The organism is Streptomyces sp. NPDC052225, assembly GCF_040679615.1.
In the GTDB taxonomy this organism is placed as follows: domain Bacteria; phylum Actinomycetota; class Actinomycetes; order Streptomycetales; family Streptomycetaceae; genus Streptomyces.
This window is the reverse complement of record NZ_JBFAVD010000003.1, coordinates 192,469-219,167: the sequence shown is the minus strand read 5'-3', so window position 1 is coordinate 219,167 and position 26,699 is coordinate 192,469. Positions and strand designations below refer to the sequence as shown.

Sequence of the window (26,699 nt, the reverse complement as noted above, 5' to 3'; positions counted from 1 at the left end):
GGGCTCTGCCCCGGACCCCGCTCCTCAATCGCCGGAGGGGCTTGATCTGCCGGATGTCCGGCTTGGATCGTTGTCCAGCGCCTCCGCCAGGACCTCCGCCAGATGCCGCGCCCGCACACCCCCCAACTGCTCCACCTGCGTCCGGCACGAGAAGCCGTCCGCCAGGATCACCGAGCCGTCGCCCTCCGCCGCCCGTACCGCCGGCAGCAGTTGCTCCTCCGCGCAGGCCTTCGAGACGTCGTAATGGCCCTTCTCGAAGCCGAAGTTGCCCGCGAGTCCGCAGCAGCCGCCGCTCAACTCGCCGTCCAGGCCCATCCGTTCGCGCAGGCGGCGGTCCGCCGCGTCGCCGAGGACCGCGTGCTGGTGGCAGTGCGTCTGGCCGGCCGCCGGACGGTCGACGCGGGGCGGGGTCCAGTCCGGGGCGAGGCGTTCGAGGGCTTCGGCGAAGGTGAGGACGCGGTCGGCGAGGCGCTGGGCGCGCGGGTCGTCGGGGAGGAGTTCGGGCAGGTCGGAGCGGAGGGCCGCGGCGCAGGACGGTTCCAGGACGATGACCGGCATGTCGTCCTCGGCGAGGGGCTGTACGAGGTCGAGGGTGCGCCTCAACACGGTGCGGGCGCGGTCGAGTTGGCCCGTGGAGATGTAGGTGAGCCCGCAGCAGACGCGGGGGCGTCGCGGGTCGAGGACGAAGCGGCCTCCGGAGATCCCTCGGAGGCCGTCAGGACCGTACGTGGCCTTGGCCTTCACCCGGGGCGGCGGCACCGTCACCACCCCGATCTCGTCGAGGACGCGGACCGCCGCCCGTCCGACCTCGGGCGCGAGGTGCTCGGTGAAGGTGTCCGGCCAGAGCACGGCCACCGTCCGGTCCGGGTCGCCGCCTGCCCGCCGCTCGCGTACCTTCCGCCAGAGGTGCCGCCGCTGCCACGCGCTGAACGTCCGCGCCGCCACCCGCGGGATCCGCCGCTCGGCCGCGACCCCGCCGAGCCGCTTCCCGATCGCCGCCAACACCCCCACTCCCGCAAGGGCGTTGACGACCGGAGCGGTGTGCGTGCGCTCCACGAACGTCAGCCAGCGCGGCAGCCACCCCATCGTGTAGTGCGCCATCGGCCGCCGCCGGCCCTCGTAGTGGTGGTGCAGGAACTCCGCCTTGTACGTGGCCATGTCGACGCCCACCGGGCAGTCGCTCCGGCATCCCTTGCACGACAGGCACAGGTCGAGGGCGCCCCGCACCTCCTCCGACCGCCAGCCGTCCGTGACGATGCCGCCGGCCTCACCGGCGAGCATCTCGTGCAGCAGCCGGGCCCTTCCGCGCGTCGAGTGCGTCTCGTCACCGCCGGTGGCGCGGAAGGACGGGCACATCACCGCATCACCCGACGTCACATTCTCCGTACGGCACTTGGCGACTCCGACGCAGCGGCGCACGGCGGCACCGAAGTCGCCGCCGTCGTGCGGGTAGGCGAACTCGACATCGACCGGCCCCCGCGGCAGCACCGCGAACCGCAGGTTCTCGTCGAGCCGCGCGGGCCGCACGAGGATCCCGGGGTTCAGCACGTCCGCCGGGTCCCAGACCGCCTTCACCCGCTCGAAGAGGCCGACGAGTCCGTCCCCGTACATCGCCGGCAGCAGTTCGGCGCGCGCCTGCCCGTCGCCGTGCTCGCCGGACAGGGACCCACCGTGCGCGACGACCAGTGCGGCGAGGTCCTCGGAGAACCGCCGGAAGCGCGCGATGCCCGCCTCCGTGAGCAGATCGAAGTCGATGCGTACGTGGATGCAGCCGTCGCCGAAGTGCCCGTACGGGGTCCCGCGCAGCCCGTGCTCGCGGAGCAGGCCCCGGAACTCCCGCAGGTAGGCGCCGAGTCGGGCGGGCGGCACCGCACAGTCCTCCCAGCCGGGCCACGCCTCGCTGCCGTCCGGCATCCGCGTCGCCGTACCGCTCGCGTCCTCCCGGATCCGCCACAGCGCACGCTGCCCGGCCGGGTCGTCGACGACGAGCGCGTCCACCACGTCCGCCGCCCGCACGATCCGCTCGGCGGCCGCCCGCGCCTCGGCCCGCGTCGCACCGCCGGTCTCCACGAACAGCCACGCCCCGCCCTTCGGCAGGCCCGCATCCGGCGGTACGAGGTCGGCGGCCATGCCCTCGACGGTCAGCGGCCCGTACGGCAGCAGGCCCGCGGCGGCCTCGGCGGCGGCGCTCTCCTCGGCGTACGCGAGCACGGCCAGGGCCTTCGCGGGCGGTGCCTCGACCAGCTTGAGCGTCGCCTCCGTGACGAGGCCGAGGGTGCCCTCGGTGCCGCAGAAGAAGCGGGCGAGGTCGGTGCCGTTCTCGGGCAGCAGCGCGTCGAGGGCGTATCCGGAGATGCGGCGAGGCAGGCCCGCGTACGGGGCGAAGCCGGTGCGGATCGCCGCCAACTCCCGTTCCACCAGCGCCTGGAGGCCCGCGGGGGCGCCGGACCAGCCCTGCCCGAGCCGGTACGCCGTGCCGTCCGCGGCGGCGACGTCCAGCGCGAGGACGCTGTCGGCGGTCGTGCCCCAGGCGACGGAGTGGGAGCCGCACGAGTTGTTGCCGATCATGCCGCCGAGGGTGCAGCGGCTGTGCGTGGAGGGGTCGGGGCCGAACCTCAGGGGGGACGCTGCCGCTTGGAGGCGGTCCAGTACGACTCCGGGTTGCACGCGGGCCGTGCGGGCCGCCGGGTCGATGTCGAGGACGCGGTTCATGTGGCGGGTGAAGTCGAGGACGATGCCGGTGCCGGTCGCCTGGCCGGCGATCGACGTGCCGCCGCCTCGGCCCACGACGGGGATGCCGCGTTCCTTGCAGAGGGCGAGGGTGGCGTGGACGTCGTCGGCGTCCTTCGGCGCGACGACGCCGAGCGGGACCCTTCTGTAGTTGGAGGCGTCCATGGTGTTCAGGGCGCGTGCGGTGCGGGAGAAGTCGATGTCACCGCGGATGACGTTCTGCAGGGCCTTGCGGATGTCGTCGTCAGCCATGCGTCCCAGCATGCCTCTGTGACGCCACTTCGCCGTAGGGGCGGGAGTGTGTTCGCGGCTGCGGGTGGGTGGGGGCCGGCCGCGCCCCGAAGGGGCGCGGGGAACTGCGCGACCAGCCACCACGGCACCCGCACTCGGCGACGAACCGCACCCCGCGGACGAGACCCCGTATCTCACCCGGCGGACACCGTTCAGCCCCACCAAAACCACCCGCTACCCTCCAAGACGTGGCTGAGATCCAGATTCCCGCTGACATCAAGCCCGCCGACGGACGTTTCGGCGCTGGCCCCTCCAAGGTGCGTACGGAGGCGTTGGACGCCCTGGCCGCCACCGGTACCTCCCTGCTCGGCACCTCCCATCGACAGGCCCCGGTCAAGAACCTGGTCGGCCGGGTGCGTGACGGCGTCAAGGACCTCTTCTCCCTCCCCGAGGGCTACGAGGTCATCCTCGGCAACGGCGGCTCGACCGCGTTCTGGGACGTCGCGACGCACGGCCTGATCGAGAACAAGTCGCAGCACCTGAACTTCGGCGAGTTCTCGTCCAAGTTCGCCAAGGCGTCCAAGCTCGCCCCCTGGCTGGCCGAGCCGACCGTGATCGCCTCGGACCCGGGCACGCACCCGGAGGCCGCGGCCGAGGCCGGCGTCGACGTGTACGGCCTGACCCACAACGAGACCTCCACGGGTGTCGCCGCGCCGATCAAGCGCGTGGCCGGTGCCGACGAGGGCGCCCTCGTCCTGGTCGACGCCACGTCCGGCGCGGGCGGCCTCCCGGTCGACATCGCCGAGACGGACGTCTACTACTTCGCCCCGCAGAAGTCGTTCGCCTCCGACGGCGGCCTGTGGATCGGCGTCTTCTCCCCCGCCGCGATCGAGCGCGCCGAGCGCATCCACGCGTCGGGCCGCCACATCCCGGAGTTCTTCTCGCTGCCGACGGCGATCGACAACTCCCGCAAGAACCAGACGTACAACACCCCGGCCCTCGCCACGCTCTTCCTGCTCGCCGAGCAGCTGGACTGGATCAACGGCCAGGGTGGTCTCGCCTGGTCGACGGCGCGGACGAAGGACAGCTCGTCGCGCCTGTACACGTGGGCCGAGGAGTCGAAGCACGCGACGCCGTTCGTGACGGACGCCGCCAAGCGCTCGCAGGTCATCGGCACGATCGACTTCGCGGACGAGATCGACGCCGCCGCGGTCGCCAAGGTGCTGCGCGCCAACGGCATCGTCGACACGGAGCCGTACCGCAAGCTGGGCCGCAACCAGCTGCGCGTCGCGATGTTCCCGGCGATCGACCCGGCGGACGTCTCGGCCCTGACGGCCTGCATCGACTACGTCATCGGGCAGCTCTGAGCGACGCAGACCCCCTGGGGCAGTAAGGGCGCGGACCGGTCACACCCGGCCCGCGCCCTTTCGCGTCCCTCGCGTACGTCAGCGGCTCAGCCGCTGGAACCGGCGCACCGCCAGCGGCAGGAAGACCAGCGTCAGGACCGCCGGCCACACCCAGGCGAGGAGCAGCGCGTGCTGCTCCACCCAGGAGTCGCCCGACCCCACCGGCGTCCCGAACAGTTCACGGGTCGCCGCCACCGTCGACGACAGCGGGTTCCACGCCGCCACCGCGCCCAGCCAGTCCGGCATCAGCTGGGGCGCGACGAAGATGCTGGAGATCATCGTCAGCGGGAAGGCGACCGCGAACAGGCCGCCGGCCGCCTCCGGGTTCGGGACGAGCAGGCCCAGCCAGACGCCCAGCCAGATCAGCGCGAACCGCAGCCACAGCAGGAGGGCGAACGCCGTCAGGCCGCCCGCGATCCCGCCGTCCGGGCGCCAGCCGATGGCCAGCGCCGTCAGCATCAGGATCGTCAGCTCCGCGCAGGCGACCAGCAGGTCCGTCACGCCGCGCCCCGACACCACCGCGGACGGCGCCATCGGCATCGAGCGGAACCGGTCGATGACCCCCTTGGTGGCGTCGTGCACGACGAGCGTCGCCGTGTTGATGAACCCGAACGCCATGGTCATCGCGAACATCCCGGGCATCAGGAAGTCCCGGTAGTCGCCGCCGCCCGGCACCGTCATCGCGCTGCCGAAGACATACCCGTACAGCAGGACCGACAGGATCGGGAAGCCCAACTGCCAGGCAATGTTGACGGGTTGGCGCTGGTAGTGGGTGAGGCCGCGGCGGACCACGTTCCAGCAGTCGGCGACCGCCCAGTACATCGTCGCCCCCATCAGGCGGCCCTCCCCGTCAGTTGCAGGAACACGTCGTCCAGGCTCGGCCTGCGCAGGCCGATGTCCTCGACCGCGACGCCCTCGTCCTGGAGGGTGCGGGCGGCGTCGGTGAGCGCGGCGACCCGGTCGGTGACCGTCGCGTGCACCCGCCGCTCCGGCTCGTCCACGACCGGATCGGCGCCGCCGCGGGCGACGATCTTCGCGGCGCGCGGCAGGTCGGCCGGGTCGGCGACGACGACCTCGATGCGGTCGCCGCCGGCCGCCCGCTTCAGGCCCTCGGGGGTGTCGTCGGCGATGGCCCGGCCCCGGTCGATGACGGTGATGCGCGAGGCGAGCCGGTCGGCCTCCTCCAGGTACTGGGTGGTGAGCAGCACCGTGGTGCCGGCGGCCACCAACTCCCGCACGCTGTCCCAGACCTCGCCCCTGCCGCGCGGATCGAGTCCGGTCGTCGGCTCGTCCAGGAACAGCACGTCGGGCGTGAGGATCATGGACGCCGCGAGGTCGAGCCTGCGCCGCATGCCGCCGCTGTACTTGCCGACGCCCCGGTCGGCGGCGTCGGCGAGCCCGAACTGGTCCAGGAGCTCCCCCGCCCGCGCCTTCGCCCGCCGGGCGCCGAGGTGGAAGAGCCGGCCGAACATCTCCAGGTTCTGCCGGCCGGTGAGCACCTCGTCCACGGCCGCGTACTGCCCCGTGAGGCCGATGCGGCGGCGCGCCGCGCCGGGCGCGCGGATCACGTCGACCCCGCCGACCTCGGCCCGGCCGCCGTCGGCCCTGATCAGCGTGGACAGCACGCGCACGGCCGTCGTCTTGCCCGCCCCGTTCGGTCCGAGCAGGCCGTGTACGGTGCCGCGCCGCACCGCCAGATCGAACCCGTCGAGCGCGCGCTTGTCCCCGTACCGCTTCTCGAGCCCTTCGGCCCGCACCGCGTGTTCCCCGTCGTCCATGACCGCCTCCCTGTCCGCTCCTCGTCCGCAACCATCTGAGTACACCGTACCCAATTAAGAGTACGCCGTACTCAGTTTTCGGGCGGCGGTTTACGCTGACCCCATGGCAACCGGCACGAACAGCGGCACCGAGACGAGCGGCAGCGGCGACATCCGCCGCAGCATGGAGCTGCTGTGGGGCACCGGCGCGCGCCCCAGTCGCGGGCCGCGGCCCGCGCTCTCCCTCGACCGGATCGTCACGGCCGCGGTCGACGTGGCCGACGCGGAGGGGATCGGCGCCGTCTCGATGCGCCGCCTCTCGCAGGAGCTCGGCACCGGCACCATGTCGCTGTACCGGTACGTGCCCGGCAAGGCCGAGCTGCTCGACCTGATGCTGGACAAGGTGCAGACGCCGTACGAGACGGAGACGGACGCCAACACGCGGGAAAGTGAAGGGCGTTGGCGGGAGGCCGTGGAGGAGTGCGCCCGCGAGAGTCTCGCCCTCTACCAGCGCCACCCCTGGCTGCTCCAGGTCAACCAGGCCCGCCCGGTCCTCGGCCCCGGCGCCCTGGCCGGCATGGAGAAGATGATGGGCCGCATCAAGCCGATGGGCCTGTCCGACCCCGAGCTGCTCTCCGTCCTGGTCATGATCGACGGGTATGTCTCCGGCGTCGCCCGCACCCGCGTCTACGAGCGCGAGGCCGAGAAGACGACGGGCATGACGGACGCCGACTTCTGGGCCGCGCAGAGCCCCACCCTGGAGGCCGCGATGGCGAGCGGCGCCTACCCGGTGATGGCGTCCCTGTCCCCGGACACGTTCGCGCCCGGCTTCGACCACTTCGAGTTCGGGCTCCAGCGGATCCTGGACGGCCTCGACGTACTCGTGGCCGCCCGCACGAAGCAGTGAGAGACCCCCTCGACAGGCCCCCGGCGGGGCCCTCGACAAGGCCCGGGCCTCAGTCCCGCTTCGGCTTGCGCAGGAGCCGGCCGATACCGATCACCGCGATCAGCACGACGGCCGCCCCGACGGCCCCCGCCTTCCCCGTGAAGCCGCCGCCGTCGCCGCCCGGCCCGCTGTCCGAACTCCCGCCGCCTCCCGAGGAGTTGGACCCCGAGCCCGAGTCGTCCGACGCGCCCTCGACGTCCTCCGCCTTGACCGAACTGCCCTCGCCCTCGCTGCCGTACAGCAGCGTCTTCCCGTCGACGGTGTACGTGAGCGACTCGCCCTGCGGCTGGATCGGCACGCTCAACTGGCCCTGGCGCTCGGGCTTCCCGTCGTTCCAGGAGTACGAGACACCGCCGAAGTAGCCGCGTACGGACAGCTGCTCGCCGTCGGGCGAGAACGCCGCGTCGGTCGCCCACAGATCGATGTCGGCGATGCGCTTGAAGGTGTTCGTGGCCGAGGAGTCGAGGGGGTCGGGGCCCTCGTAGAGGCCGCCGCCGTCCTCGTCCTTCTCGATGATGTAGACCCGGCCGGTCTTCGGGTGGACCATCATCGCCTCGGCGTTGCGCGGGCCGTCCGCGTACCGCACGACGTACTGCGTGGCCCGCACCGTCTGATCGCGCAGCTTCTTGGGCTCGGGGAGCTTGTAGATCCACACGTGGTTCCACTTGCCGCCGAGGTTGTCCCCGATGTCGCCCACGTAGAGGTCACCGTCGGGGCCGACGGAGATCGCCTCGACGTCGCGCGGGGCGCCGACCCCGGTGAGGGTGAGCGTGGCGACGGTCTTTCCCGTGCGGCCGTCGATCGCGTACAGGTAGGCGCCGTCGTCGCTGTCGTTGTGGGTCCAGTAGACCCCGGGGTGGGCGCGGGACGCGGCGAGGCCGCTGGACTCGGTGATCCGGGGGTCCTGGATCGTGAACCCGTCGGAACCGGCCGGGCGGTCGGCGGCTGCCGCGCTCCCGCCGAGGACTCCGGCGACCAGCACGACCGCGGCCCCGGCCGCCCCCAGATACGTACGCATGGACCCAGCTTGCCAGGCGTGTTCGGTCTCACACGCACGCGCCCGTGGTGATCTCCGCGGCATCCACGATGATGAGCGGATGCTCAGGTTCATGTTCGTGGGTGACTCCATGACGATCGGAGGCGCCGGCGAGCACACCTGGCGCCATCGCATGTGGCGGCATCTGCGCGCCACCGGCACCGAGTTCACCGTGGTCGGCCCGCGCACCGCGCTGCACGGCGGCAGCCACGACTACGCCGACCCGGACTTCCCGCAGCACCATCTCGCCGGCTGGGGCGAGGGGTGGCAGCACATGGCGCCGCTGATCGGCGACGCCGTCGCGTCGACCGGCGCCGACACGCTCCTGATCTCCCTGGGCCTCATCGACCTCGGCTTCTACACGGACGCCGAGCAGACCGCCGGGAACGTACGCCGCTTCGTCGGCGAGGCGCGCGCCGCCAACTCCGCCGTACGCATGGTCCTGCTCCCCGTCATCCCGAACATCCGCGCCGAGTCGGACGCCCCCTTCGCCGCGCAGGTCGCCCACTTCAACACGCTGCTCGCGAAGGCGGTCGCGGACCTCTCCCAGCCCCGCTCGCCGCTGCTGCTCGCATCGGTCCCGGAGTCGTACGACATCCACGAGGACACGTACGACGGGACGCATCCGAACGCCTCCGGCGAGCACAAGCTGGCCGGCGCCTTCGCGGACGCGCTGCATCAGGCGTGGGGTGTGGGCGGGCCCTACACGCACTGAGGGCGGCGCACGGCCGACGTGGTGTCGGTGTGCGCCGCCCTGAAGGCCTGGGGCTGCCACGGGGGATTACTCGGGGTCGCGGTTGAAGGTGGACGTCGACCAGAAGTAGCCGAGGAGCATGAGGCCCACGCACCAGCCGGCGGCGAGCCAGCCGTTGTGGCCGATCTCGGTGCCCAGGAGCAGGCCGCGGAGGGTCTCGATGGCCGGGGTGAAGGGCTGGTACTCGGCGATCGGCTGGAACCAGCCCGGCATCGAGTCGAGCGGGACGAAGGCGCTGGAGAGCAGCGGGAGCAGGATCAGCGGCATCGCGTTGTTGCTGGCCGCCTCCGCGTTGGGGCTGACCAGGCCCATGCCGACCGCGATCCAGGTCAGCGCGAGCGCGAACAGGACCAGCAGGCCGAAGGCGGCCAGCCACTCGACGGGCGTGGCGTCGGCGGAACGGAACCCGATCGCGACGCCGACCGCGCCGACCAGGACGACGCTGGCCACCGACTGGATGACGCTGCCCACGACGTGTCCGATCAGGACGGACGGGCGGTGGATGGCCATGGTGCGGAACCGGGCGATGATGCCCTCGCTCATGTCGTTGGAGACCGAGACCGCGGTGCCGATGACGGTGGAGCCGATCGTCATCAGCAGCAGGCCGGGGACGACGAAGGCGATGTAGTCGGAGCGGTCGCCGCCCAGCCCCGCGCTCATCGCGTCGCCGAAGATGTAGACGAACAGCAGCAACAGCATGATCGGCGTGAGCAGCAGGTTCAGGGTGAGGGAGGGGTAGCGGCGGGCGTGCAGGAGGTTGCGGCGCAGCATGGTCGCCGAGTCGCGGGCGGCGAGGGAGAGAGTGCTCATCGGACGGACTCCTTGACAGCGTTGGTGCCGGGGGTGGTGGTCGTGGTCTCGGTGAGGGCGAAGAAGACGTCGTCGAGGTCGGGGGTGTGGACGGTGAGTTCGTCCGCCTCGATGCCGGCGCGGTCCAACTCGTCGAGGATGGCCCGCAGTTCACGCTGGCTGCCGTCCGAGGGCAGCTGGAGGGCGAGGGCTTCGTCGTCGCGGGCGCCATGCGCCAGGGCGGTGGCGGCGGTGCGATACGCGTCCGGGTCGGTGAAGCGGAGCTTGACGTGGCCGCCGGGGACGATCCGCTTGAGCTCCTCGGCACTGCCCTCCGCGGCGATCCTCCCGTCGTGCAACACCGCGATCCGGTCGGCGAGTTCGTCCGCCTCCTCCAGATACTGCGTGGTCAGCAGGACCGTGACGCCGTCCGCGACGAGACCGCGGATGATCTGCCACATGGTGTGCCGGGAGCGCGGGTCGAGGCCGGTGGTCGGCTCGTCCAGGAAGATGATCCGCGGGCTGCCGACCAGCGTCATCGCGATGTCGAGGCGGCGCTTCATCCCTCCCGAGTAGGTGGAGGCGGGCTTCTTCGCGGCCTCCACCAGGTCGAAGCGCTCCAGGAGTTCGGCCGCGACCCGCTCGCCCTCCGTCCTGGGCAGGTGGTGCAGGTCGGCCATGAGGAGCATGTTCTCCTCGCCGGTGATCAGCCCGTCGACGGCGGAGAACTGGCCGGTCACCCCGATCGCGCGGCGGATCTCCTGCGCGCCGCTCGCTCGGTCGTGGCCGCCGACCGTGATCGGCCCGGAGTCCGGGTCGGGGGAGATGAGGGTGGAGAGGATTTTGACGGCGGTGGTCTTGCCGGCCCCGTTCGGGCCGAGCAGGGCGAAGACGGTGCCGGCGGGGACCTCGATGTCGATGCCGTCCAGGACGACCTTGTCTCCGTAGGACTTGCGCAGTCCGTGTGCCGCGATGGCCGGGGTGCTCATGACACGTACTCCTTGGAAGGCAGCGAGGGGGCGAGGGGAGTCAGAGGCTGCGGGCGGTGATGTCGCCCTGCGCGGTGGTGGCGCGGATGTTCAGCACCGGGGTGCCGTCGTTCTTGAGGCTGTTGGCGATCCGGCCGTGCGAGGTGCCCGCGTCCAGGGCGGCGGAGACGCCGGCCGCGGCCGCGACCGTGATGTCGCCCATCTGCGTGGTGAGCGTGACCGTGCCGCCGGCGGCCTCGGCGACGGTGATGCTGCCGCGGGCGGTGGTGACGTTCGCGGGCCCGGTGATCCGGCCGATCTCGACGTCGCCGTCGGTCGCGGTCAGGTCGACGCTCGCGGCCTCGTCGATCTTGATGTGCTGGTAGGCGCCGGTCACGGTGAGGTCGCCGAGGCGGCCCACGGCCCGTACCTCGGTGGCCTCCGCCCGGACCTCGACCCGGGACCCGGCGGGCAGCTGGACGGTGACCTCGACCGCACCCGAGGCGCCGAAGGCCTTGCCACCCTCAGCGTCGACCACGTCCAGGACGCCGTCGGCGTAGGTGACGGTGACCTTGTCGGCGGCCTTCACGTCCCGCCCCCTGGAGGGGTTGGCGGGGCGGACCTCGACGGTGGCGTCGGTGCGGTCGGCGGCGATCAGCTGGACCCGGCCGGCGGGGACGGTCAGGCGGGCGGCGATCGGGGCGGTGGTGGCGAACTTCTGCATGTCAGTCTCCCTGTCGGTTCCTGCCGTGCTGTTTCCGATGAGAGAAAGCTACGTAGCGTTCACTAATCTCGCAACACACTAGAAGCGCTAGAACCCCATAATCGCAGGCCAGTTGCGCTATTTCATTGCAACAATCCTGACCCCTAACGCAACGCACCCGCACCGCTCGTTGCATTGAGGTGGAGGTGAACGCTAAGGTCGCCACGGCACCAGAACCACGTGACCACCCACAAAGGAGATCGCGATGCCGGGAGGCAGGCTCAGCCAGCAGGAGCGCCAGGAGATCGCACGGGGCCTGGCCGACGGCCTCGCCTACGCGGAGATCGCCCGGCGTCTGGAACGCCCCACCTCGACCGTCACCCGCGAGGTCATGCGCAACGGGGGCCCGAACGACTACCGCGCCGAGGCCGCCCACCGCGCCACCGAGCGCCGCGCCCACCGGCGGGGACAGTCCGCGCCCCGCAGCCAGGAGGCACCCCCGCTCCCCCACGGCCGCGACCCCGAGGCGGTGCGCGCGTACGAGGAGACGTTCACCGAGGTGATGGTCCAGTCGGGCCTGCCGAAGATGATGTCGCGGGTGATGGCGAGCCTGCTGACCACCGACTCCGGCAGCCTGACCGCCGCCGAACTCACCCAGCGCCTCCAGGTCAGCCCGGCGACGGTCTCCAAGTCGATCGCCTTCCTGGAGAGTCAGACGCTGGTCCGCAGGGAGCGCGACGAGCGCCGCCGCGAGCGCTACGTCATCGACGACGACCTCTGGTACCAGTCGATGCTCGCCAGCTCCAAGGCGCTCATCCAGCAGGTCGAGGTCTCCCGCCAGGGCGTCGCCGTCCTCGGCCCCGGCACCCCGGCCGCCACCCGCCTGGAGAACATCGCCCGCTTCCTCGACTACGTCGCCGAGAGCCTCACCCGCGCCGCCGCGCAGGCCCGCGACATCCTCTCCACGGGTCCCGCCGCCGAACCCGCCACTGAATCAGGCGAAACCCCCTTGCCTAGAGCGCACTCCACGTCCTTGGCTGAGGAGTCATGAAGTACACGCAGCTCGGACGCACAGGACTCAAGGTCAGCCGGCTCGTCCTCGGCACCATGAACTTCGGCCCGCAGACCGACGAAGCCACCAGCCACGGCATCATGGACGCGGCGCTGGCCAGCGGCATCAACTACTTCGACACGGCGAACGTGTACGGGTGGGGTGAGAACAAGGGCCGTACCGAGGAGATCATCGGCACCTGGTTCGCGCAGGGCGGCGGCCGCCGCGACAAGACCGTCCTCGCCACCAAGGTGTTCGGGAACATGGCGGCAGGCGACGACGTCTGGCCCAACCACGACCGGCTCTCCGCGGTGAACATCCGCCGGGCCGTCGACGCCTCGCTCAAGCGGCTCCAGACCGACTACATCGACATCTACCAGTTCCACCACATCGACCGGCACACCCCGTTCGAGGAGATCTGGCAGGCGATCGACGTCCTGATCCAGCAGGGCAAGATCCTCTACGCCGGTTCCTCGAACTTCCCCGGCTACAAGATCGCCCAGGCCAACGAGCTGGCGAAGGCCCACGGCCGCGTCGGCCTGGTCAGCGAGCAGTGCCTCTACAACCTCGCCGAGCGCCGCGCCGAGATGGAGGTCATCCCGGCCGCGCAGGAGTACGGCCTCGGCGTCATCCCCTGGTCCCCGCTGCACGGCGGGCTGCTCGGCGGTGTCCTCAAGAAGGAGTCCGAGGGCAAGCGCCGCGCCCAGGGCCGGTCCGCGACCGCGCTGGAGAACACGAAGGTGCGCGACCAGGTCCAGGCGTACGAGGACCTGCTCGACAAGCACGGCATCGAGCCCGGCGAGGCGGCTCTGGCCTGGCTGCTCACGCGCCCCGGCGTCACGGGTCCCATCGTCGGCCCGCGCACCCAGGAGCAGCTGGACTCGGCGCTGCGCGCGGTCGAACTGGAGCTGGGCGAGGACGTCCTGACGTCCCTCGACGAGATCTTCCCGGGTCCCGGCCCGTCCCCGGAGGCCTTCGCCTGGTGAGCACGGGGGCGGCGGCCGTCGGAAGCTACTGGCCGACGGCCGCCGCCACCGCCACCACGACGAACATCAGCACAAGCACACCGGCCATGATCCGGTTCCGCGTCTTCGGGTCCACGCATCGAGCCTAACGCGTGCCCGAAAGCTCCCAGCCGCCGACCTTCTCGTACCGCGGCCGCTCTCCCGGCACCCCGGACACCGGCAGATTGCTCCGTACGAGAGCCAGCTCGCCGACGGTCCAGGGTGTCCCCGCGAATCCGTCGAGGGCGGTGACGTACGTCCCGAAGTCGGCGGTGTCGCGGCTGCGGGCCAGGGTCAGGTGCGGCCGGTAGCGGCGGTGCTCGCCGGGGAGCCCGGCCTTCCGGCCCGCCGCCTCGGCGCGCTCGGCGAGCCGCTTGACGCCGGCCACGTCGCCGTCGACCCCGGCCCACAGCGCGCGCCCGCCGAAGTGGCCGCCGCCGCGCAGGGCCAGCTCGAACGCTTCGGTACGGTGTGCGGCCCGCGCGAGCCGGTCCTCCAGGTCGGGGACGGTCGCGTCGGGCACGTCCCCGTAGAACGCGAGCGTGAGATGCCAGCCGGCCCGCTCGGTCCACCGCAGACCGCCTCCGGCGCCCAACTGGTCCACGGCGCGGCCGAGTTCAGCGAGTGCCTCGGGGGGCGGCAGCACAGCGGCGAAGAGTCTCATGAGCCCAGTTTCCCGTCCCGTCGTCGGGTGCGGGTTCGGTGGGGGCTGGTCGCGCAGTTCCCCGCGCCCCTGAAATGCCTGCGCTTCGCGCGCATTTCCCCGATGAAGGGGCGCGGGGCTGTGACATCAGCGGCTCCGCCGCGGGGCGCGACCAGCCACGACGAAAGCCGCACCCGGCAACGGACCGATCAGGCCACGGCGGCCAACCGCTGCCGATCCCGTGGAACGAACTGCACATGCCGCTCCCCGCGCCGCAGATCGACCTTGAGCCGGAGGTTCGCCGCCCGGGCCAGCATCAGGCCGACCCCGACCGCCGCGGCCGCGCAGATCACGCCGCCCAGCGCAAAGCTGATCCGGACGCCGTACTGGTCGGCGAGCCAGCCGAAGAGCGGCCCGCCCAGCGGGGTGCCGCCCGTGAACACCATCATGAACAGGGACATCACCCGGCCCCGCATCTCGGGGTCCGTGCCCATCTGGACCGTGGAGTTGGCGGTCACGTTGACCGTCAGGCCGAGGATGCCGAGCAGCACGATCATCGGCGCGAACGCCCAGACCCCCGGCGCCCACGCGGCCAGGATCTCCAGGACGCCGAAGCCGACCGCGGCGCCGGCCAGGACCCGCAGCCGGGTCGAGCGGCGGCGGGCGGCGAGCAGCGCGCCGGCCAGCGAGCCGATCGCCATGAGCGTGTTGAACAGGCCGTACTGGCCGACCCCGCCGTGGAAGACGTCGTCGGCGTACGCGCTGAGCCAGATCGGGAAGTTGAAGCCGAAGGTGCCGACGAACCCGACGAGCACGATCGGCCAGATCAGCTCGGGCCGCTGCGACACATAGCGCAGGCCCTCCTTGAGCTGGCCCTTGCCGCGCGGCGCGAGCTTCGTCTTGTGCAGCTCGCTGGTGCGGATCAGCATCAGCCCGGTCAGCGGCGCCAGGAACGACAGGCCGTTCGCGAGGAACGCCCAGCCGGGTCCGACGGCGGCGGTCAGCGCGGAGGCGACGGCCGGGCCGATGAGGCGCGCGGACTGGAAGTTCGCGGAGTTCAGCGAGACCGCGTTGCGGACCTGGTCGGGGCCCACCATCTCCGAGACGAACGACTGCCGCGTCGGATTGTCGACGACCGTGACGAGGCCGGTGAAGAACGCGGCGAGGTAGACGTGCCAGACCTGGACGTTGCCGGACAGCGTGAGCGCGGCGAGGAACAGGCCGGACAGGCTCATCGCACCCTGGGTGAGGAAGAGCAGCTTCCGCTTGGCGAAACGGTCGGCGATCACACCGCCGTACAGGCCGAAGAGGAGCATCGGCAGGAACTGCATCGCCGTGGTGACACCGACGGCGGCGGAGGATCCCGTGAGGGAGAGCACCAGCCAGTCCTGGGTGATGCGGGCCATCCAGGTGCCGGTGTTGGAGATGACGGCGCCGGTCGCGAAGAGGCGGTAGTTGCGCACCTTCAGGCTGGCGAACATCGAGGTCTTGCGGGGGCGGGCGGGGGTGTCGTGGGCGGCTGGGACGGGGGCGGAGTCTGCTCCGGATCCCGTACTCAAAGTGGGTTCGCCTCCTCGGCGGTCGTGCTGCTCAGAAAGGGCCGGCTACAGATGGGCGAGCTTCTCCAGGACGGGCGCGGCCGCGCGCAGCTTGGCCCACTCGTCCTCGTCGAGGCTGTCGGCGAGGTTGGCCAGCCACGCGTTCCGCTTGCGGCGGCTCTCCAGGAGCATGGTCTCGGCCTGCTCGGTGGAGGTGACGACCTTCTGCCGACGGTCCTCGGGGTGAGGCTCGAGCCTGACCAGTCCCTTGGCCTCCAGGAGCGCGACGATGCGGGTCATCGACGGCGGCTGCACATGCTCCTTGCGGGCGAGTTCGCCCGGGGTGGCGGTGCCGCAGTTCGCGAGGGTGCCGAGCACCGACATCTCGGTGGGGCTCAGCGATTCGTCGACCCGCTGGTGCTTGAGTCGGCGCGACAGGCGCATCACGGCGGAGCGCAGGGAGTTCACGGCGGCGGCATCGTCGCCATGGGAGAGGTCCGGCATGGTCGTTAGCGTAACTCATTACTTCGTCTAACGACTACCGGTGAGGCGCATGCTGCCCGTGATTCCGGCCACGCAACCACCGCATCACTCAAACGAGTGAGCCGGATCCGGAAAGTGACGCGCACACGCATCCCCGGACCCGACCCTGTTCCGTATGGGATCGACTGTGCTCAGCCTGCGGATAGACGGTGAGCTGCTCGACCGGCTCAAGAGGCACGCCGCCAAAAGAGGAATGAGCGTCCAGGACTATGTGGTCCGGACGCTCATTCGCGATGACTTCGACGAACGCTTCAAGACGGCCGTCGAGGAGACGGAGAAGTTCTACGGGGCCGCCTGAGGTTCAGCCGTGGCTCAGACTCAGGTGAGGCCGAGCGACGGCATCAGGTAGTAGAAGACGAAGACCGCCGAGACGGCGTACATCGCTGCCGGGACCTCCTTCGCCCGGCCCGCGACCACGCGCAGCACGGTGAAGGTGATGAAGCCCATGCCGATGCCGTTCGTGATCGAGTACGTGAACGGCATCATCATCATCGTGACGAAGGCCGGGATGGCGATCGTCCAGTCGTCCCAGTCGATGGCGCGGATGCCACCGGCGAGGATCATGAAGCCCACCGCGAGCAGTGCCGGGGTGGCCGCCTGGGACGGGACCATCGTGGCGATCGGCGTGAGGAACAGCGCGACCGCGAAGAGGCCACCGGTGACGACGTTCGCGAAGCCGGTGCGCGCACCCTCGCCGACACCGGCCGTGGACTCCACGAAGCAGGTGGTGGCGGAGGACGACGAGGCACCGCCGGCGGCGACGGCGATGCCGTCGATGAACAGGACCTTGTTCATGCCCGGCATCTGACCCTTGTCGTCGGTCAGGTGCGCCTCGTCGCTGATGCCCATGATCGTGCCCATCGCGTCGAAGAAGCACGACAGCAGCACGGTGAAGACGAAGAGGATGCCGGTGAGGATGCCGACCTTCTCGAAGCCGCCGAACAGGCTGACCTCGCCGACCAGGCCGAAGTCCGGCGTGGAGACCGGGTTGCCGGGCCACTTCGGGGTGGTCAGACCCCAGGACGGCACCTTGGCGACGGCGTCGATGATCATCGCCGCGACCGTCATCACGACGATCGAGATCAGGATCGCGCCGGGCACCTTGCGCACGAGCAGCGCGAGGGTCAGCAGGACGCCGAGGACGAAGACGAGCACCGGCCAGCCGTTGAGGTGGCCGTCGGAGCCGAGCTGGAGCGGGACCGTGGTGTGCGCGACGTCCGGGATGCGGGTGACGAAGCCCGAGTCGACGAGACCGATCAGCATGATGAACAGGCCGATGCCGATCGCGATGCCCTTGCGCAGGCTGAGCGGCACGGCGTTCATCACGCGCTCGCGCAGTCCGGTGGCGACGAGCAGCATCACGACGAAGCCCGCGAGGACGACCATGCCCATCGCGTCCGGCCACGACATGCGCGGCGCGAGCTGGAGGGCGACGACCGTGTTCACACCGAGGCCGGCGGCGAGCGCGATCGGCACGTTGCCGATGACGCCCATGAGCAGCGTGGTGAAGGCGGCGGTCAGGGCGGTCGCGGTGACGAGCTGGCCATTGTCGAGCTGGTGCCCGTACATGTCCTTCGCGCTGCCGAGGATGATCGGGTTCAGCACGATGATGTAGGCCATCGCGAAGAACGTGGCGAAACCGCCGCGGACCTCACGGGCGACCGTCGAGCCGCGCTCGGAAATCTTGAAGTACCGGTCGAAACCGTTCTTCGGAGCCTGCGGCGGCTGGCTGTTGACGTCGACCGGGGCGGTGGCCGATGTGGACATGAGTGACCTCAGCGGTATTCAGGCGGTGAGCAGATCTACGGCGATCTGTTGGCGGGAGTGCGATCAAGTCTGGGTGTCGCTTGATCACCAACAGGTTTCCCCGATGTTGCTGTTGGTGTTTCGTACGAACAGAAGTGGACAGACTCAGGCCGTTTCAGTATGAACATATGAGGCCGAAATCGCTATCTCCGCGCGTAGACCCTTGGTATACGGGGGTTGTACAGGCACTGGACAGGGCCTCGTAAGCTGTGCGCATGGCGAAGTGGACCCCGAAGCACGAGGCACCGGAACCCCTGGAGGGGCCCGTGGTCGCCACCATCACCGGCGGCACGATCCTCTGGTTCGTCCTGTTCCTCGTACAGCTGCCGTTCTACGGCTGGTTCGAGGACCGCGGGACCACCTGGTGGGTGTGGACCTGCCTGGCCGGCGCGGGGCTCGGCCTCATCGGCATCTGGTACGTGCGCAAGCGCGACGCCGCGATCAAGCGGGCCGCCGCTACGACCCCGGGAGCATAGGGCTCCGCGCGGGGTCCTCCCCAGGTCGGATCTTTCGCCCGGTCGACGGGTGAACGCCCCAAATCGCCCGTACTGTCGATTCCATGACGCACATCGACGCGGGTGCCGAACTCGACCCGGTGCACCCGATACCGGTGCCGGAGCGCGCGGCGGGCCTGACCGGCGCCGAGGTCGCCGAGCGCGTCGCGCGGGGCGAGGTCAACGACGTACCGGTGCGCAGCTCGCGCTCGCTCACCGAGATCGTCCGCGCGAACGTCTTCACCCGGTTCAACGCGATCATCGGCGTGCTCTGGCTGATCATGCTGTTCGTCGCGCCGATCCAGGACAGCCTCTTCGGCTTCGTGATCATCGCGAACACCGGGATCGGCATCATCCAGGAGTGGCGGGCGAAGCAGACCCTGGACTCGCTCGCGGTCATCGGCGAGGCGAAGCCGACCGTGCGGCGCGACGGGGCCGCCGTCGAGATCTCCACCTCCGGGATCGTGCTCGGCGACCTCATCGAGATCGGCCCCGGCGACAAGATCGTCGTGGACGGCACCTGCGCCGAGGCCGACGGTCTGGAGATCGACGAGTCGCTGCTCACCGGTGAGGCGGACCCGGTCGTGAAGCGGGCCGGCGACCAGGTCATGTCGGGGTCGTTCGTCGTCGCGGGCGGCGGCGCGTTCACCGCGACGAAGGTGGGGCGCGAAGCCTACGCGGCCCAACTCGCCGAAGAGGCGAGCCGGTTCACGCTCGTCCAGTCCGAGCTGCGCTCGGGCATCTCCACCATCCTCAAGTACGTGCAGTGGATGATGATCCCGACCGCGATCGGCCTGGTCATCAGCCAGCTCGTCGACAAGAACCACGGGTTCAAGGACTCCATCGCGCGCACCGTCGGCGGCATCGTCCCGATGGTCCCGGAGGGCCTCGTCCTTCTGACCTCCGTGGCCTTCGCGATCGGCGTCATCCGGCTCGGCCGCCAGCAGTGCCTGGTCCAGGAGCTGCCGGCCATCGAGGGCCTCGCCCGGATCGACACCGTCTGCCTCGACAAGACGGGCACGCTCACCGAGGGCGGCATGGACGTCGCCGAGCTGCGCCCCCTGGGCGGCGCCGACGAGACGTACGTACGGAAGGTGCTCGGGGCGCTCGGCGAGTCCGATCCGCGGCCCAACGCCTCGCTCCAGGCGATCATCGACGCCTACCCGGACAGCGAGGAGTGGCGCTGCACCGAGTCGCTGCCGTTCTCGTCGGCGCGCAAGTACAGCGGCGCCGCGTTCAGCGAGGGCGACGGGACGGACAGCGCGTGGCTGCTCGGCGCGCCCGACGTGCTGCTTCCGGCCGGCGATCCGGCCCTCGCCGAGGTCGAGGACCTCAACCAGCAGGGGCTGCGCGTGCTGCTGCTCGCGCGGGTGGCGAGGGATCTGGAGAACCCGCGGGTCAAGGAGGGTGCGAAGCCCGCCGCGCTGGTCGTCCTCGAGCAGCGCCTTCGCCCGGACGCCGCCGACACGCTGCGCTACTTCGCCGAGCAGGACGTCAAGGCCAAGGTCATCTCCGGCGACAACGCGGTGTCCGTGGGCGCGGTCGCCGGGAAGCTGGGCCTGACCGGCGCCGAGAACACCGTCGACGCCCGTACGCTGCCCAAGGATCAGTCCGAGATGGCGGACGCGCTGGACGCGGGCACCGTGTTCGGCCGGGTCACGCCGCAGCAGAAGCGGGACATGGTCGCCGCCCTCCAGTCCCACGGGCACACGGTCGCGATGACCGGTGACGGCGTGAACGACGTGCTCGCTCTGAAGGACGCCGACATCGGGGTGTCCATGGGCTCGGGCTCGGAGGCGACCCGGGCGGTCGCGCAGATCGTGCTCCTGAACAACTCGTTCGCGACGCTGCCCTCGGTGGTCGCGGAGGGCCGCCGGGTCATCGGCAACATCACGCGCGTGGCGACACTGTTCCTCGTCAAGACCGTCTACTCGGTGCTGCTCGCCCTGCTCGTGGTCTGCTTCCAGGTGGAATACCCGTTCCTGCCACGGCACTTGACGCTGCTGTCGACGCTGACGATCGGCGTCCCCGCGTTCTTCCTGGCGCTCGCGCCGAACAAGGAGCGGGCGCAACCGCACTTCGTACGGCGGGTGATGCGGTACGCGATCCCGGGCGGCGCCGTCGCCGGAACCGCCACGTTCGTGATGTACATGATCGCGCGGCACTACTACAGCGGCTCGGGCGCCCTCGACGCGGAGACCAGCTCGGCGACGCTGACGCTGTTCCTGATCTCGATGTGGGTGCTCGCCATCGTCGCCCGCCCCTACACGTGGTGGCGGATCTGCCTGGTGGCGGCGATGGGCCTCGGCTTCCTGCTGGTCCTCGTCGTCCCGTGGCTCCAGGACTTCTTCGCGCTGAAGCTGGTCGGCAGCGTCATGCCCTGGACGGCGGTGGGTGTTGCGGTGGTGGCGGCGGCCGCCCTGGAACTTCTGTGGAAGTGGGTCGGCCGCCGCTTTCCCGCGTAGCGGGGTGTCCTGACTAGCGCACGTCGACGTAGTCACCCGAGGCCTTGACGGCCGGGGTGGTGGAGGTGCCGAGGAAGTTGTAGCGCCAGTAGCCGTCCGAGGACGCGGTGTACGTCGTCTTCAGGTAGCCGGTGGAGGACGAGGTCGCCGTCTTCAAGTACGTCGACGGGTACGACGTCGTGCCCTTCTTGCGGAACTGGAGCTTCACGCCCTGCTTGGTGTAGCCCGCGTACGCGCCGGTGTCCCAGTTGGCGCGCTTGAGGTAACCGGTGACCGTGATCGTGCGGCCCTTGTAGACCGGCTCCGGCGAGGCGTTCACGGTCAGCGTCGAGCGGCGCTGGAGCGTGGTGGAGGCGAGGGCGTCCTGGTAGGCGAAGCCGACCTGGCTGAAGTCGGCGTTCTCGTCGGTGATGTCGACACCGTTGGTGTCGATGAGCGAGCCCTCGGCCTTCCACGCCTTGCCCGCGTCCACGTTGTAGAGCTCGACCGACGGGTCGATGTCGATGCTCTGGGTGCAGGTGGCGGTCGTGTCGGTGACCGGGGTGCAGCTCGCGTACTCCGCGTCGAACAGGACGTTGCCGTCGGAGGCGTCGCTGTTGACCCAGTAGATGTCGACGTCGGTGAGGACCTCGGGCGAGGTGACGTCCACGTCGGCCGGGTGGGTCAGCGTGTAGGTGACCGGGGCGTGCACGACGCTGGTGGTGCCGGCGACGATCGGCTTGCCGCCGTTGACCTTCACGTTGGAGAAGGTGGCGTCGATCGCGTACGGCTCGCCGGTGGCGTCGGCGGCGAACGTGCGGGCCTTGGCAGAGGTGGCGCCGGCCGCGTGCTGCTTCGCGAAGTCGCGGGCCTGCTGCGTCGTGGGCGTGGCGGAGTCGGCCGCCTGGGCGCCCGGGACGGCGAGGGCCGTCAGCGCCAGGGCGCCGGAAAGGGAGGCGGCGGCCGCTATGGCACGAATACGCATGTGTTCCCCAGAGTGGAGAAGGGGGCCCGTGGTGCGGATGCGGTCACACGGGCCCAAGTGATCTAGGAGTCTGTTGACTCGTTCAGAAGACCTCCGAGACAGGGGGACGGTTGTACCCCTGTCTCGGCTTTCCCACTGCTTTACCAGGGCTTTCCCCGGCCTCAGTCGAACCAGCGGTCCCGCGCCAGTTCCTCCGTGCGCGACGGGTCCTCCAGGAGGGCCGCGACCTCGAAGCGGCGCGGCCACTGGCCCGCCGCCCAGGCGAGGCCCGCGGCGACGCCCTCCAGGGTCGCGGCGTGCACGGTCCCGTCGGGGGTGCGACGCCAGTCGACCTCGGTCCCGGCGACGAACAGCTCCTCGTGTTCGACGTACGAGGACGGGGTCGCCGGTCCCAGGAGGGTGCGGACGGAGTCGGGCACGGGGTGCTCCTCCCCCGCCTCGGTCACGTCGGCGTCGACGGCCTCGCTGAGCCGGCGCACCTGGAAGAGCTCGGCGAGCTGCGCGGCGCGGGCCGGGGCGACGGGGAGCAGCGCGTGGCCGTCGGCGAGCGGGATCAGGTCGGGGGCGTCGGCCACGAGCGCGTCGGCGGCGTCGACGACCACGATCTCGCCGTCGCGCACGGCACGCAGCTCGTCGGGCAGCGTCACCTGCTCGGGGTCGAGCTCCGCCAGCCTGCTGTAGAGCGCGTGGAGTTGGGCGGCGCCGACCGTGCGGTCCGGGTCGGCGAGCCGGTCGAGGAGTTCGGCGGCGCCGCCGGGCTCGTCGAGCAGCGCGGCGACGGAGGTGCGCACGCCGAGGGCGCGCAGCACCTGCTCGTCCTCGAACCCGGACGCGTCGGCGGCTTCGTAGAGGCCGACGAGCAGCGGATCGCCGCCCTCCGCACGCAGCCCGGCCGGCCGGCGCCCGTCGAGCACGGGGTTTCCGCGCAGCCACCAGGCGGTGTACGGGCGCACCAACTCGTGCGTGCCGTCGGGCAGCAGGACACGGACGGGCTGGGTGAGGGCGTCCCGCAGCGGCGGCCTGGACAGCAGCGCGAGCGCCTGCGGCCAGCGGTCCTCGTCGACCAGGTCCAGATCCCGTACGGCGACGAGCTCGGTGGCGACGGGCGGTACGGGCGAGTCGGGCAGCCGGTCGAGGGCGTCCTCGCACCACACGTCGACGGCGTCGAGCAGCCCGGCGTCGTCGGGCTCGGGGAAGTCGCTGTCGCGCGGCTCCAGTTCGTCCGGGTCGAGGACGACGTCGGTGGCGCGGACCAGGGCGAAGGTGGCGAGCACGCCGCAGGCGGCCAGCGGCCCCTCACCCCATCGCTCGGCCAACTCATCGTCCACGTACGGGACTTCGCCCTCGCGCAGCACGTCGGCGATCGGGCTGCCGGGCAGGACGAGTTCGGCGGCGGGAGCGAGTTCGCCGTCCTCGTCGGGCAGGGCCAGCGCGCCGAGCCAGGGCTCGTCGCCGACGTCGAGGTGGGCGTCGCGCACCAGGGTGAGGACGACGTCCGCCAACTCGTCGGCGCCGAGGGCGGATTCGTCGTCCCAGGCGGGTTCGTCGTCGAGCGACCGGGCGACCGCGGCCCGCACCTGAGGCGTCGTCAGGACGGCGCGGGCGGTGGCGGGCAGGGCGCCGAGCTTCTCCAGGAGCGGGTGGGCTGCGTCGGCGTGGGCGACCTTGAGGCCGAGCCGCGCAAGGGCGTCACCGGGCACGGCCGAGGCGTCGGCGGTGGGCAGCAGGACCTGGCGCGGGCCGATCGTGGTGCGGCCGCCGGCGAGCGGCACGGGCAGCCCGCTGAGCCGGTCGGGGTCGACGCCGACGAGGGACTCGTAGAGCCGCCGCCACCAGCCGGGCTCCTTCTCCAGGCCGGCCAGGCGGTCGATCGCCTCGGTCAGCGGGACCCGGGCGACCCCCAAGGTCCGCAGTTCCGGGCGCCGTTCGAGCCCGGCGGGCAGCAGGCTGGGCAGGACGTCGGCGAGCACGCGCACCGTGTCGGCGCCCGCGCCCTCGACGACCTCGGCGTCCCGCGGCTTGAGGGCGGCGGGCCGGTCGTCGTCCTCGCCGTCCGGCGCGAGGGCGGGCGGCAGGAAGGCGGTGCGGGGCAGCCGTTCCAGGATGGCGGCGCGCAGGGCCCCGTCCAGTTCGCTCTTGCCGAGCGGTCCCGGCACGAGATCGAGGATGCCGGGGCCCACGGGCCGCCAGGCGTCGAGGAGTTCGGCGTACGCGTCGGCGGCGCGCAGGGTGAGGAAGTCGGTGAGGGGGCCCGGGGCGACGTGCCGCCGCGCGGTGTCCAGCGGGAACGACCCGATGAGCAGCGCGGGCACGCCGAGCGCCTCGTCGCTGGGGGTCGGCGCGTGCAGCACGGGCGCGCTGCGCGGGGCCTGCGGGGCGCCGTCGGCGTCGACGGGCACGGCCCAGGTCAGCGACCAGTGCGGGCGCAGCCGCTCCTCGACGGGCCGGTCGGCGAGCAGCTCGGCTGCGAGGGGGCCGCTGCGGCTGACGGTGCGCCAGCGCAGTTCGGCGGGTTCGCGGGCGTCGTCCGAGACCACGATGTACGCGTCGTCACCGGGCACGGTGCGGCGGCTCAGCACGCGCGTGCCCGCGTCCGTGGTGACGGTGACCTCGGCGAGGCCGGGCAGGGCGAGCAGCAGCGTGTCGTCGACGGCGTCGAGCAGCCGGAGAGCGAGCGCCTCGGCGGCGCCGTCCCGCAGCGGCAGGACCACGACGGTGTCGTACGACTCCGGGGCCGCGCCCTCCGCCGCGAACGGCAGCCTCAGCAGGGGTACGTGTCCGTCGCGGCGGCGCAGTTCGTCGCCGAGGGCGGGGCTGTGCCGGGCCGTCTCGGCCGCGGCGAGCCGCGCTTCGGCGAGGGACCAGCGCACGCCGCCGGTGCGCCCGAGGACGGCGGGTTCGTCGGACACGGCCAGCACGGCGGCGAACCCGACGCCGAACCGTCCCACGGCGGTGTCGGTGTCCCCGCGCTTGGCGGAGGCCCGCAGCGTCGACAGCGACTCGACGCCGGTCGCGTCCAGCGGGGCGCCGGTGTTCGCGGCGGCGAGCACGCCGTCCTTCAGGGTGAGCGCGAGGCGGCCCTCGACGCCGGCGCGGGCGGCGGCGTCGGCGGCGTTCTGGGCGAGCTCGACGACGACGCGGTCGCGGTAGCCGCCGAGGGCGAGGTCCTCCTCGGCGTTCGCGTCCTCGCGGAACCGGGCCCCGCTCGCCGCCCACGCGTCCAGCACGCCGCGCCGCAGTCTGGCGGTGCCGAACGGGTCGATGCCCTGCGGCGCCGGACGCGCGGCCTTGCTGACGCTCACGGTGTCTCCTCTGGGCGGGGTGTATTGCTCGGCGGCACGTTATCCCGGCTGGGGTGAGTGCCACTCCGGGTGCGTGCGCCGGCTGCGGGTGGTTCGTGGCTGGTCGCGCAGTTCCCCGCGCCCCTGAAATGCAGACGCTTCGCGTCGCATTTCCCCGATAAAGGCGCGGCTCCGCGAGCGCGCCCTATGAGATGGCGCACGAAGTGCGCATCTCAGGGGCGCGGGGAACTGCGCGACCAGCCCCCACCGGACCGCTACCCGCCTACGAACCGATCACCCGGCAGACGCGCAGGCGCTTACGAGTGCCCCAAATCATCCGCACCCTCGGCGGGAGCCTCGCCCACCGACCCGGAATCCGCCGCCGGCCGCAAAGGAAGAACGTCGACCACGGTCTCGTCGATCACCGGCGGAGCCGGCCGCGCCGGCTTCGGCATGACCGCGGCCTCGGAGTGCCCCCCGCACCCGTACGCCAGGGAGACGACCCGCCCGTCCGCGGGCGAGAACTCGTTGGCGCAGACACCGAAGGCCTGGCCCAGCGAGCCGCCGATCGGGGTGAGGAAGCCGCAGGAGACGCACGTGGCCGGGGCCGCCTGCGCCATCGGCGTCTTCGCGCCGAAGGACTCCTCCCAGCGGTCGGCCGCGACGTGCAGCCCGTACCGGGACAGGACCCGGGCACGGCGCAGCCCCAGTTCCTCGGCGACGGCCGCGATGGAGCCGCGGGCCGGCACGACGACCGGCTCCGGCGCGGGCTCGGCGAACTCGATGTCCTCGGCCCCGACGAGCTCGGCCATCTCCTCGGAGACGGGCGAGTTCGGCGGCGGGGCGTCCTCGCCGGTGTAGCCGGGCTCCAGGCGCAGGTCGTCGGACTCGGTGGGCAGCAGGTCGCCGGGGCCGAGGTCGCCGGGGCGCAGCCGCTCGCTCCACGGCACCCACTCGGGGGCCAGCAGCGCGTCGGGCCCGGGAAGGAGCACGGTCTCGTCGAGGGTGACGTACTTGGCACGCGAGGCCCGGGCGACGGTCACCGCCCAGCGCCAGCCGCGGTAGCCGAACTCCTTGCACTCGAAGAGATGCGTGACGACGCGGTCGCCCTCGACGACCGTCTCGACGTGCTCGCCGACCACTCCGGGGGCGGCGGCCTCCTCGGCCGCTGTCCGGGCGAGGTCGACCGCCTCGGCGCACAGACGGTCAGGGGTGCGGCTTCGCGTTGTCGCTGCGCTCACAGGTATCGCTTCTCTCCTACGCCGTCTCACGAGTGCGCCGTCCGGTGAGCGGGAGCGCGGACGGAGCGGACCGGAGGGCCGCGTCGACGTCCGTGCCCGACGTTCCGGGCGCACCTACGCCATCCATTCTGCGGGATGGCCGAGAGGCGCGCGGCCGAGAACAACCGCCGCGGGCGCGCTACGCACGCTACCTCTTCCCGCGCGCTGCGCCCACACCGACGTACGAGCCGCACCGGACGCGAAAGCAGACCCGCACCCCCATAACGGCACTAGTACGCCCGTTCAAGGGGCACTATGAACGGGTGGCTGCCGCAAGGTCGTCCTCCGGTCCGTCCGGCGCGACACGGTA

The 26,699-nt window shown here is 71.6% G+C and carries 22 protein-coding genes; 8 read left to right on the top strand and 14 right to left on the bottom strand.

What is annotated here, in order from left to right; all coding sequences use genetic code 11:
• Nucleotides 1-24: 24 nt before the first annotated feature.
• Entirely contained in the window at nucleotides 25-2,982 is a 2,958-nt protein-coding gene (locus tag AB0L37_RS06640; RefSeq protein ID WP_365501035.1) for an FAD-binding and (Fe-S)-binding domain-containing protein, read from the bottom strand.
• Between the two features lie 227 nt (nucleotides 2,983-3,209).
• On the opposite strand from AB0L37_RS06640, the gene serC reads away from it, so the two are divergent.
• Nucleotides 3,210-4,328: a phosphoserine transaminase gene (serC, locus tag AB0L37_RS06635; RefSeq protein WP_365501033.1), complete on the top strand. Its 1,119-nt coding sequence runs from the start codon at nucleotides 3,210-3,212 to the stop codon at nucleotides 4,326-4,328.
• Nucleotides 4,329-4,406: 78 nt separating this feature from the next.
• On the opposite strand, the gene AB0L37_RS06630 is transcribed toward serC, so the two are convergent.
• Entirely contained in the window at nucleotides 4,407-5,201 is a 795-nt protein-coding gene (locus AB0L37_RS06630; protein WP_365501031.1) for an ABC transporter permease, read from the bottom strand.
• Complete coding sequence (locus tag AB0L37_RS06625; RefSeq protein ID WP_365501029.1) at nucleotides 5,201-6,145, bottom strand: ATP-binding cassette domain-containing protein; 945 nt, start codon at nucleotides 6,143-6,145, stop codon at nucleotides 5,201-5,203. Before AB0L37_RS06625 ends, AB0L37_RS06630 begins: the two co-directional genes overlap by 1 nt.
• A gap of 103 nt (nucleotides 6,146-6,248) precedes the next feature.
• Here AB0L37_RS06625 and AB0L37_RS06620 point away from each other — a divergent pair, with 103 nt between their 5' ends.
• On the top strand, nucleotides 6,249-7,031 hold the full coding sequence (locus AB0L37_RS06620) for a TetR/AcrR family transcriptional regulator (RefSeq protein ID WP_365501027.1): 783 nt from the start codon (nucleotides 6,249-6,251) through the stop codon (nucleotides 7,029-7,031).
• A 49-nt stretch (nucleotides 7,032-7,080) separates the two neighbouring features.
• On the opposite strand, the gene AB0L37_RS06615 is transcribed toward AB0L37_RS06620, so the two are convergent.
• Nucleotides 7,081-8,088 carry a WD40 repeat domain-containing protein gene (locus AB0L37_RS06615; protein ID WP_365501025.1) on the bottom strand — a complete coding sequence of 336 codons (1,008 nt, stop codon included), beginning with the start codon at nucleotides 8,086-8,088 and terminating at the stop codon, nucleotides 7,081-7,083.
• Between the two features lie 79 nt (nucleotides 8,089-8,167).
• On the opposite strand from AB0L37_RS06615, the gene AB0L37_RS06610 reads away from it, so the two are divergent.
• Nucleotides 8,168-8,821, top strand: coding sequence for a GDSL-type esterase/lipase family protein (locus AB0L37_RS06610; protein ID WP_365501023.1), 654 nt, complete (start codon nucleotides 8,168-8,170; stop codon nucleotides 8,819-8,821).
• Between the two features lie 66 nt (nucleotides 8,822-8,887).
• On the opposite strand, the gene AB0L37_RS06605 is transcribed toward AB0L37_RS06610, so the two are convergent.
• The 3 genes from AB0L37_RS06605 to AB0L37_RS06595 are packed head-to-tail and all read right to left on the bottom strand — an operon-like array spanning nucleotide 8,888 to nucleotide 11,341.
• The gene (locus tag AB0L37_RS06605; RefSeq protein WP_365501021.1) at nucleotides 8,888-9,670 is read right to left on the bottom strand and encodes an ABC transporter permease; all 783 of its coding nucleotides are present in this window, start codon (nucleotides 9,668-9,670) and stop codon (nucleotides 8,888-8,890) included.
• Nucleotides 9,667-10,638 (bottom strand): ATP-binding cassette domain-containing protein, encoded by a 972-nt coding sequence (locus tag AB0L37_RS06600; protein ID WP_365501019.1) that lies wholly within the window; start codon nucleotides 10,636-10,638, stop codon nucleotides 9,667-9,669. The genes AB0L37_RS06605 and AB0L37_RS06600 overlap by 4 nt, the downstream gene beginning before the upstream one ends.
• 40 nt (nucleotides 10,639-10,678) lie before the next feature.
• A complete protein-coding gene (locus AB0L37_RS06595) occupies nucleotides 10,679-11,341 on the bottom strand; it encodes a DUF4097 family beta strand repeat-containing protein (protein ID WP_365501017.1) in 663 nt (220 codons plus the stop codon).
• A gap of 244 nt (nucleotides 11,342-11,585) precedes the next feature.
• Here AB0L37_RS06595 and AB0L37_RS06590 point away from each other — a divergent pair, with 244 nt between their 5' ends.
• The gene (locus AB0L37_RS06590) at nucleotides 11,586-12,371 is read left to right on the top strand and encodes a helix-turn-helix domain-containing protein (RefSeq protein ID WP_365501015.1); all 786 of its coding nucleotides are present in this window, start codon (nucleotides 11,586-11,588) and stop codon (nucleotides 12,369-12,371) included.
• Nucleotides 12,368-13,357, top strand: a complete 990-nt coding sequence (locus AB0L37_RS06585) for an aldo/keto reductase (protein ID WP_365501013.1) — start codon at nucleotides 12,368-12,370, stop codon at nucleotides 13,355-13,357. The genes AB0L37_RS06590 and AB0L37_RS06585 overlap by 4 nt, the downstream gene beginning before the upstream one ends.
• Before the next feature lie 124 nt (nucleotides 13,358-13,481).
• On the opposite strand, the gene thpR is transcribed toward AB0L37_RS06585, so the two are convergent.
• The 3 genes from thpR to AB0L37_RS06570 form a co-directional block, all read right to left on the bottom strand.
• Entirely contained in the window at nucleotides 13,482-14,039 is a 558-nt protein-coding gene (gene thpR / locus AB0L37_RS06580; RefSeq protein WP_365501011.1) for an RNA 2',3'-cyclic phosphodiesterase, read from the bottom strand.
• 188 nt (nucleotides 14,040-14,227) lie between these two features.
• Complete coding sequence (locus tag AB0L37_RS06575; protein ID WP_365501009.1) at nucleotides 14,228-15,577, bottom strand: MFS transporter; 1,350 nt, start codon at nucleotides 15,575-15,577, stop codon at nucleotides 14,228-14,230.
• Nucleotides 15,578-15,622: 45 nt separating this feature from the next.
• On the bottom strand, nucleotides 15,623-16,060 hold the full coding sequence (locus AB0L37_RS06570; protein WP_365501007.1) for a MarR family transcriptional regulator: 438 nt from the start codon (nucleotides 16,058-16,060) through the stop codon (nucleotides 15,623-15,625).
• A gap of 154 nt (nucleotides 16,061-16,214) precedes the next feature.
• On the opposite strand from AB0L37_RS06570, the gene AB0L37_RS06565 reads away from it, so the two are divergent.
• Nucleotides 16,215-16,397, top strand: a complete 183-nt coding sequence (locus AB0L37_RS06565) for a ribbon-helix-helix protein, CopG family (RefSeq protein ID WP_338697755.1) — start codon at nucleotides 16,215-16,217, stop codon at nucleotides 16,395-16,397.
• A gap of 20 nt (nucleotides 16,398-16,417) precedes the next feature.
• Here AB0L37_RS06565 and AB0L37_RS06560 read toward each other — a convergent pair whose 3' ends face one another.
• The gene (locus tag AB0L37_RS06560; protein WP_365501005.1) at nucleotides 16,418-17,866 is read right to left on the bottom strand and encodes an NCS2 family permease; all 1,449 of its coding nucleotides are present in this window, start codon (nucleotides 17,864-17,866) and stop codon (nucleotides 16,418-16,420) included.
• A gap of 254 nt (nucleotides 17,867-18,120) precedes the next feature.
• On the opposite strand from AB0L37_RS06560, the gene AB0L37_RS06555 reads away from it, so the two are divergent.
• Together AB0L37_RS06555 and AB0L37_RS06550 are read left to right on the top strand one after the other, a co-directional pair.
• The gene (locus tag AB0L37_RS06555) at nucleotides 18,121-18,381 is read left to right on the top strand and encodes a DUF2530 domain-containing protein (protein WP_365501003.1); all 261 of its coding nucleotides are present in this window, start codon (nucleotides 18,121-18,123) and stop codon (nucleotides 18,379-18,381) included.
• Nucleotides 18,382-18,464: 83 nt separating this feature from the next.
• On the top strand, nucleotides 18,465-20,864 hold the full coding sequence (locus AB0L37_RS06550) for an HAD-IC family P-type ATPase (protein ID WP_365501001.1): 2,400 nt from the start codon (nucleotides 18,465-18,467) through the stop codon (nucleotides 20,862-20,864).
• Nucleotides 20,865-20,877: 13 nt separating this feature from the next.
• Here the strand turns inward: AB0L37_RS06550 and AB0L37_RS06545 are convergent, their stop codons facing one another.
• The 3 genes from AB0L37_RS06545 to AB0L37_RS06535 all read right to left on the bottom strand — a co-directional run bounded on the left by AB0L37_RS06545 (nucleotide 20,878) and on the right by AB0L37_RS06535 (nucleotide 26,350).
• The gene (locus AB0L37_RS06545) at nucleotides 20,878-21,828 is read right to left on the bottom strand and encodes a hypothetical protein (protein ID WP_365500999.1); all 951 of its coding nucleotides are present in this window, start codon (nucleotides 21,826-21,828) and stop codon (nucleotides 20,878-20,880) included.
• Between the two features lie 161 nt (nucleotides 21,829-21,989).
• Nucleotides 21,990-25,130: a molecular chaperone Hsp90 gene (locus AB0L37_RS06540; protein ID WP_365500997.1), complete on the bottom strand. Its 3,141-nt coding sequence runs from the start codon at nucleotides 25,128-25,130 to the stop codon at nucleotides 21,990-21,992.
• 296 nt (nucleotides 25,131-25,426) lie between these two features.
• On the bottom strand, nucleotides 25,427-26,350 hold the full coding sequence (locus AB0L37_RS06535) for a DUF3027 domain-containing protein (RefSeq protein WP_365500995.1): 924 nt from the start codon (nucleotides 26,348-26,350) through the stop codon (nucleotides 25,427-25,429).
• Nucleotides 26,351-26,699: the final 349 nt, after the last annotated feature.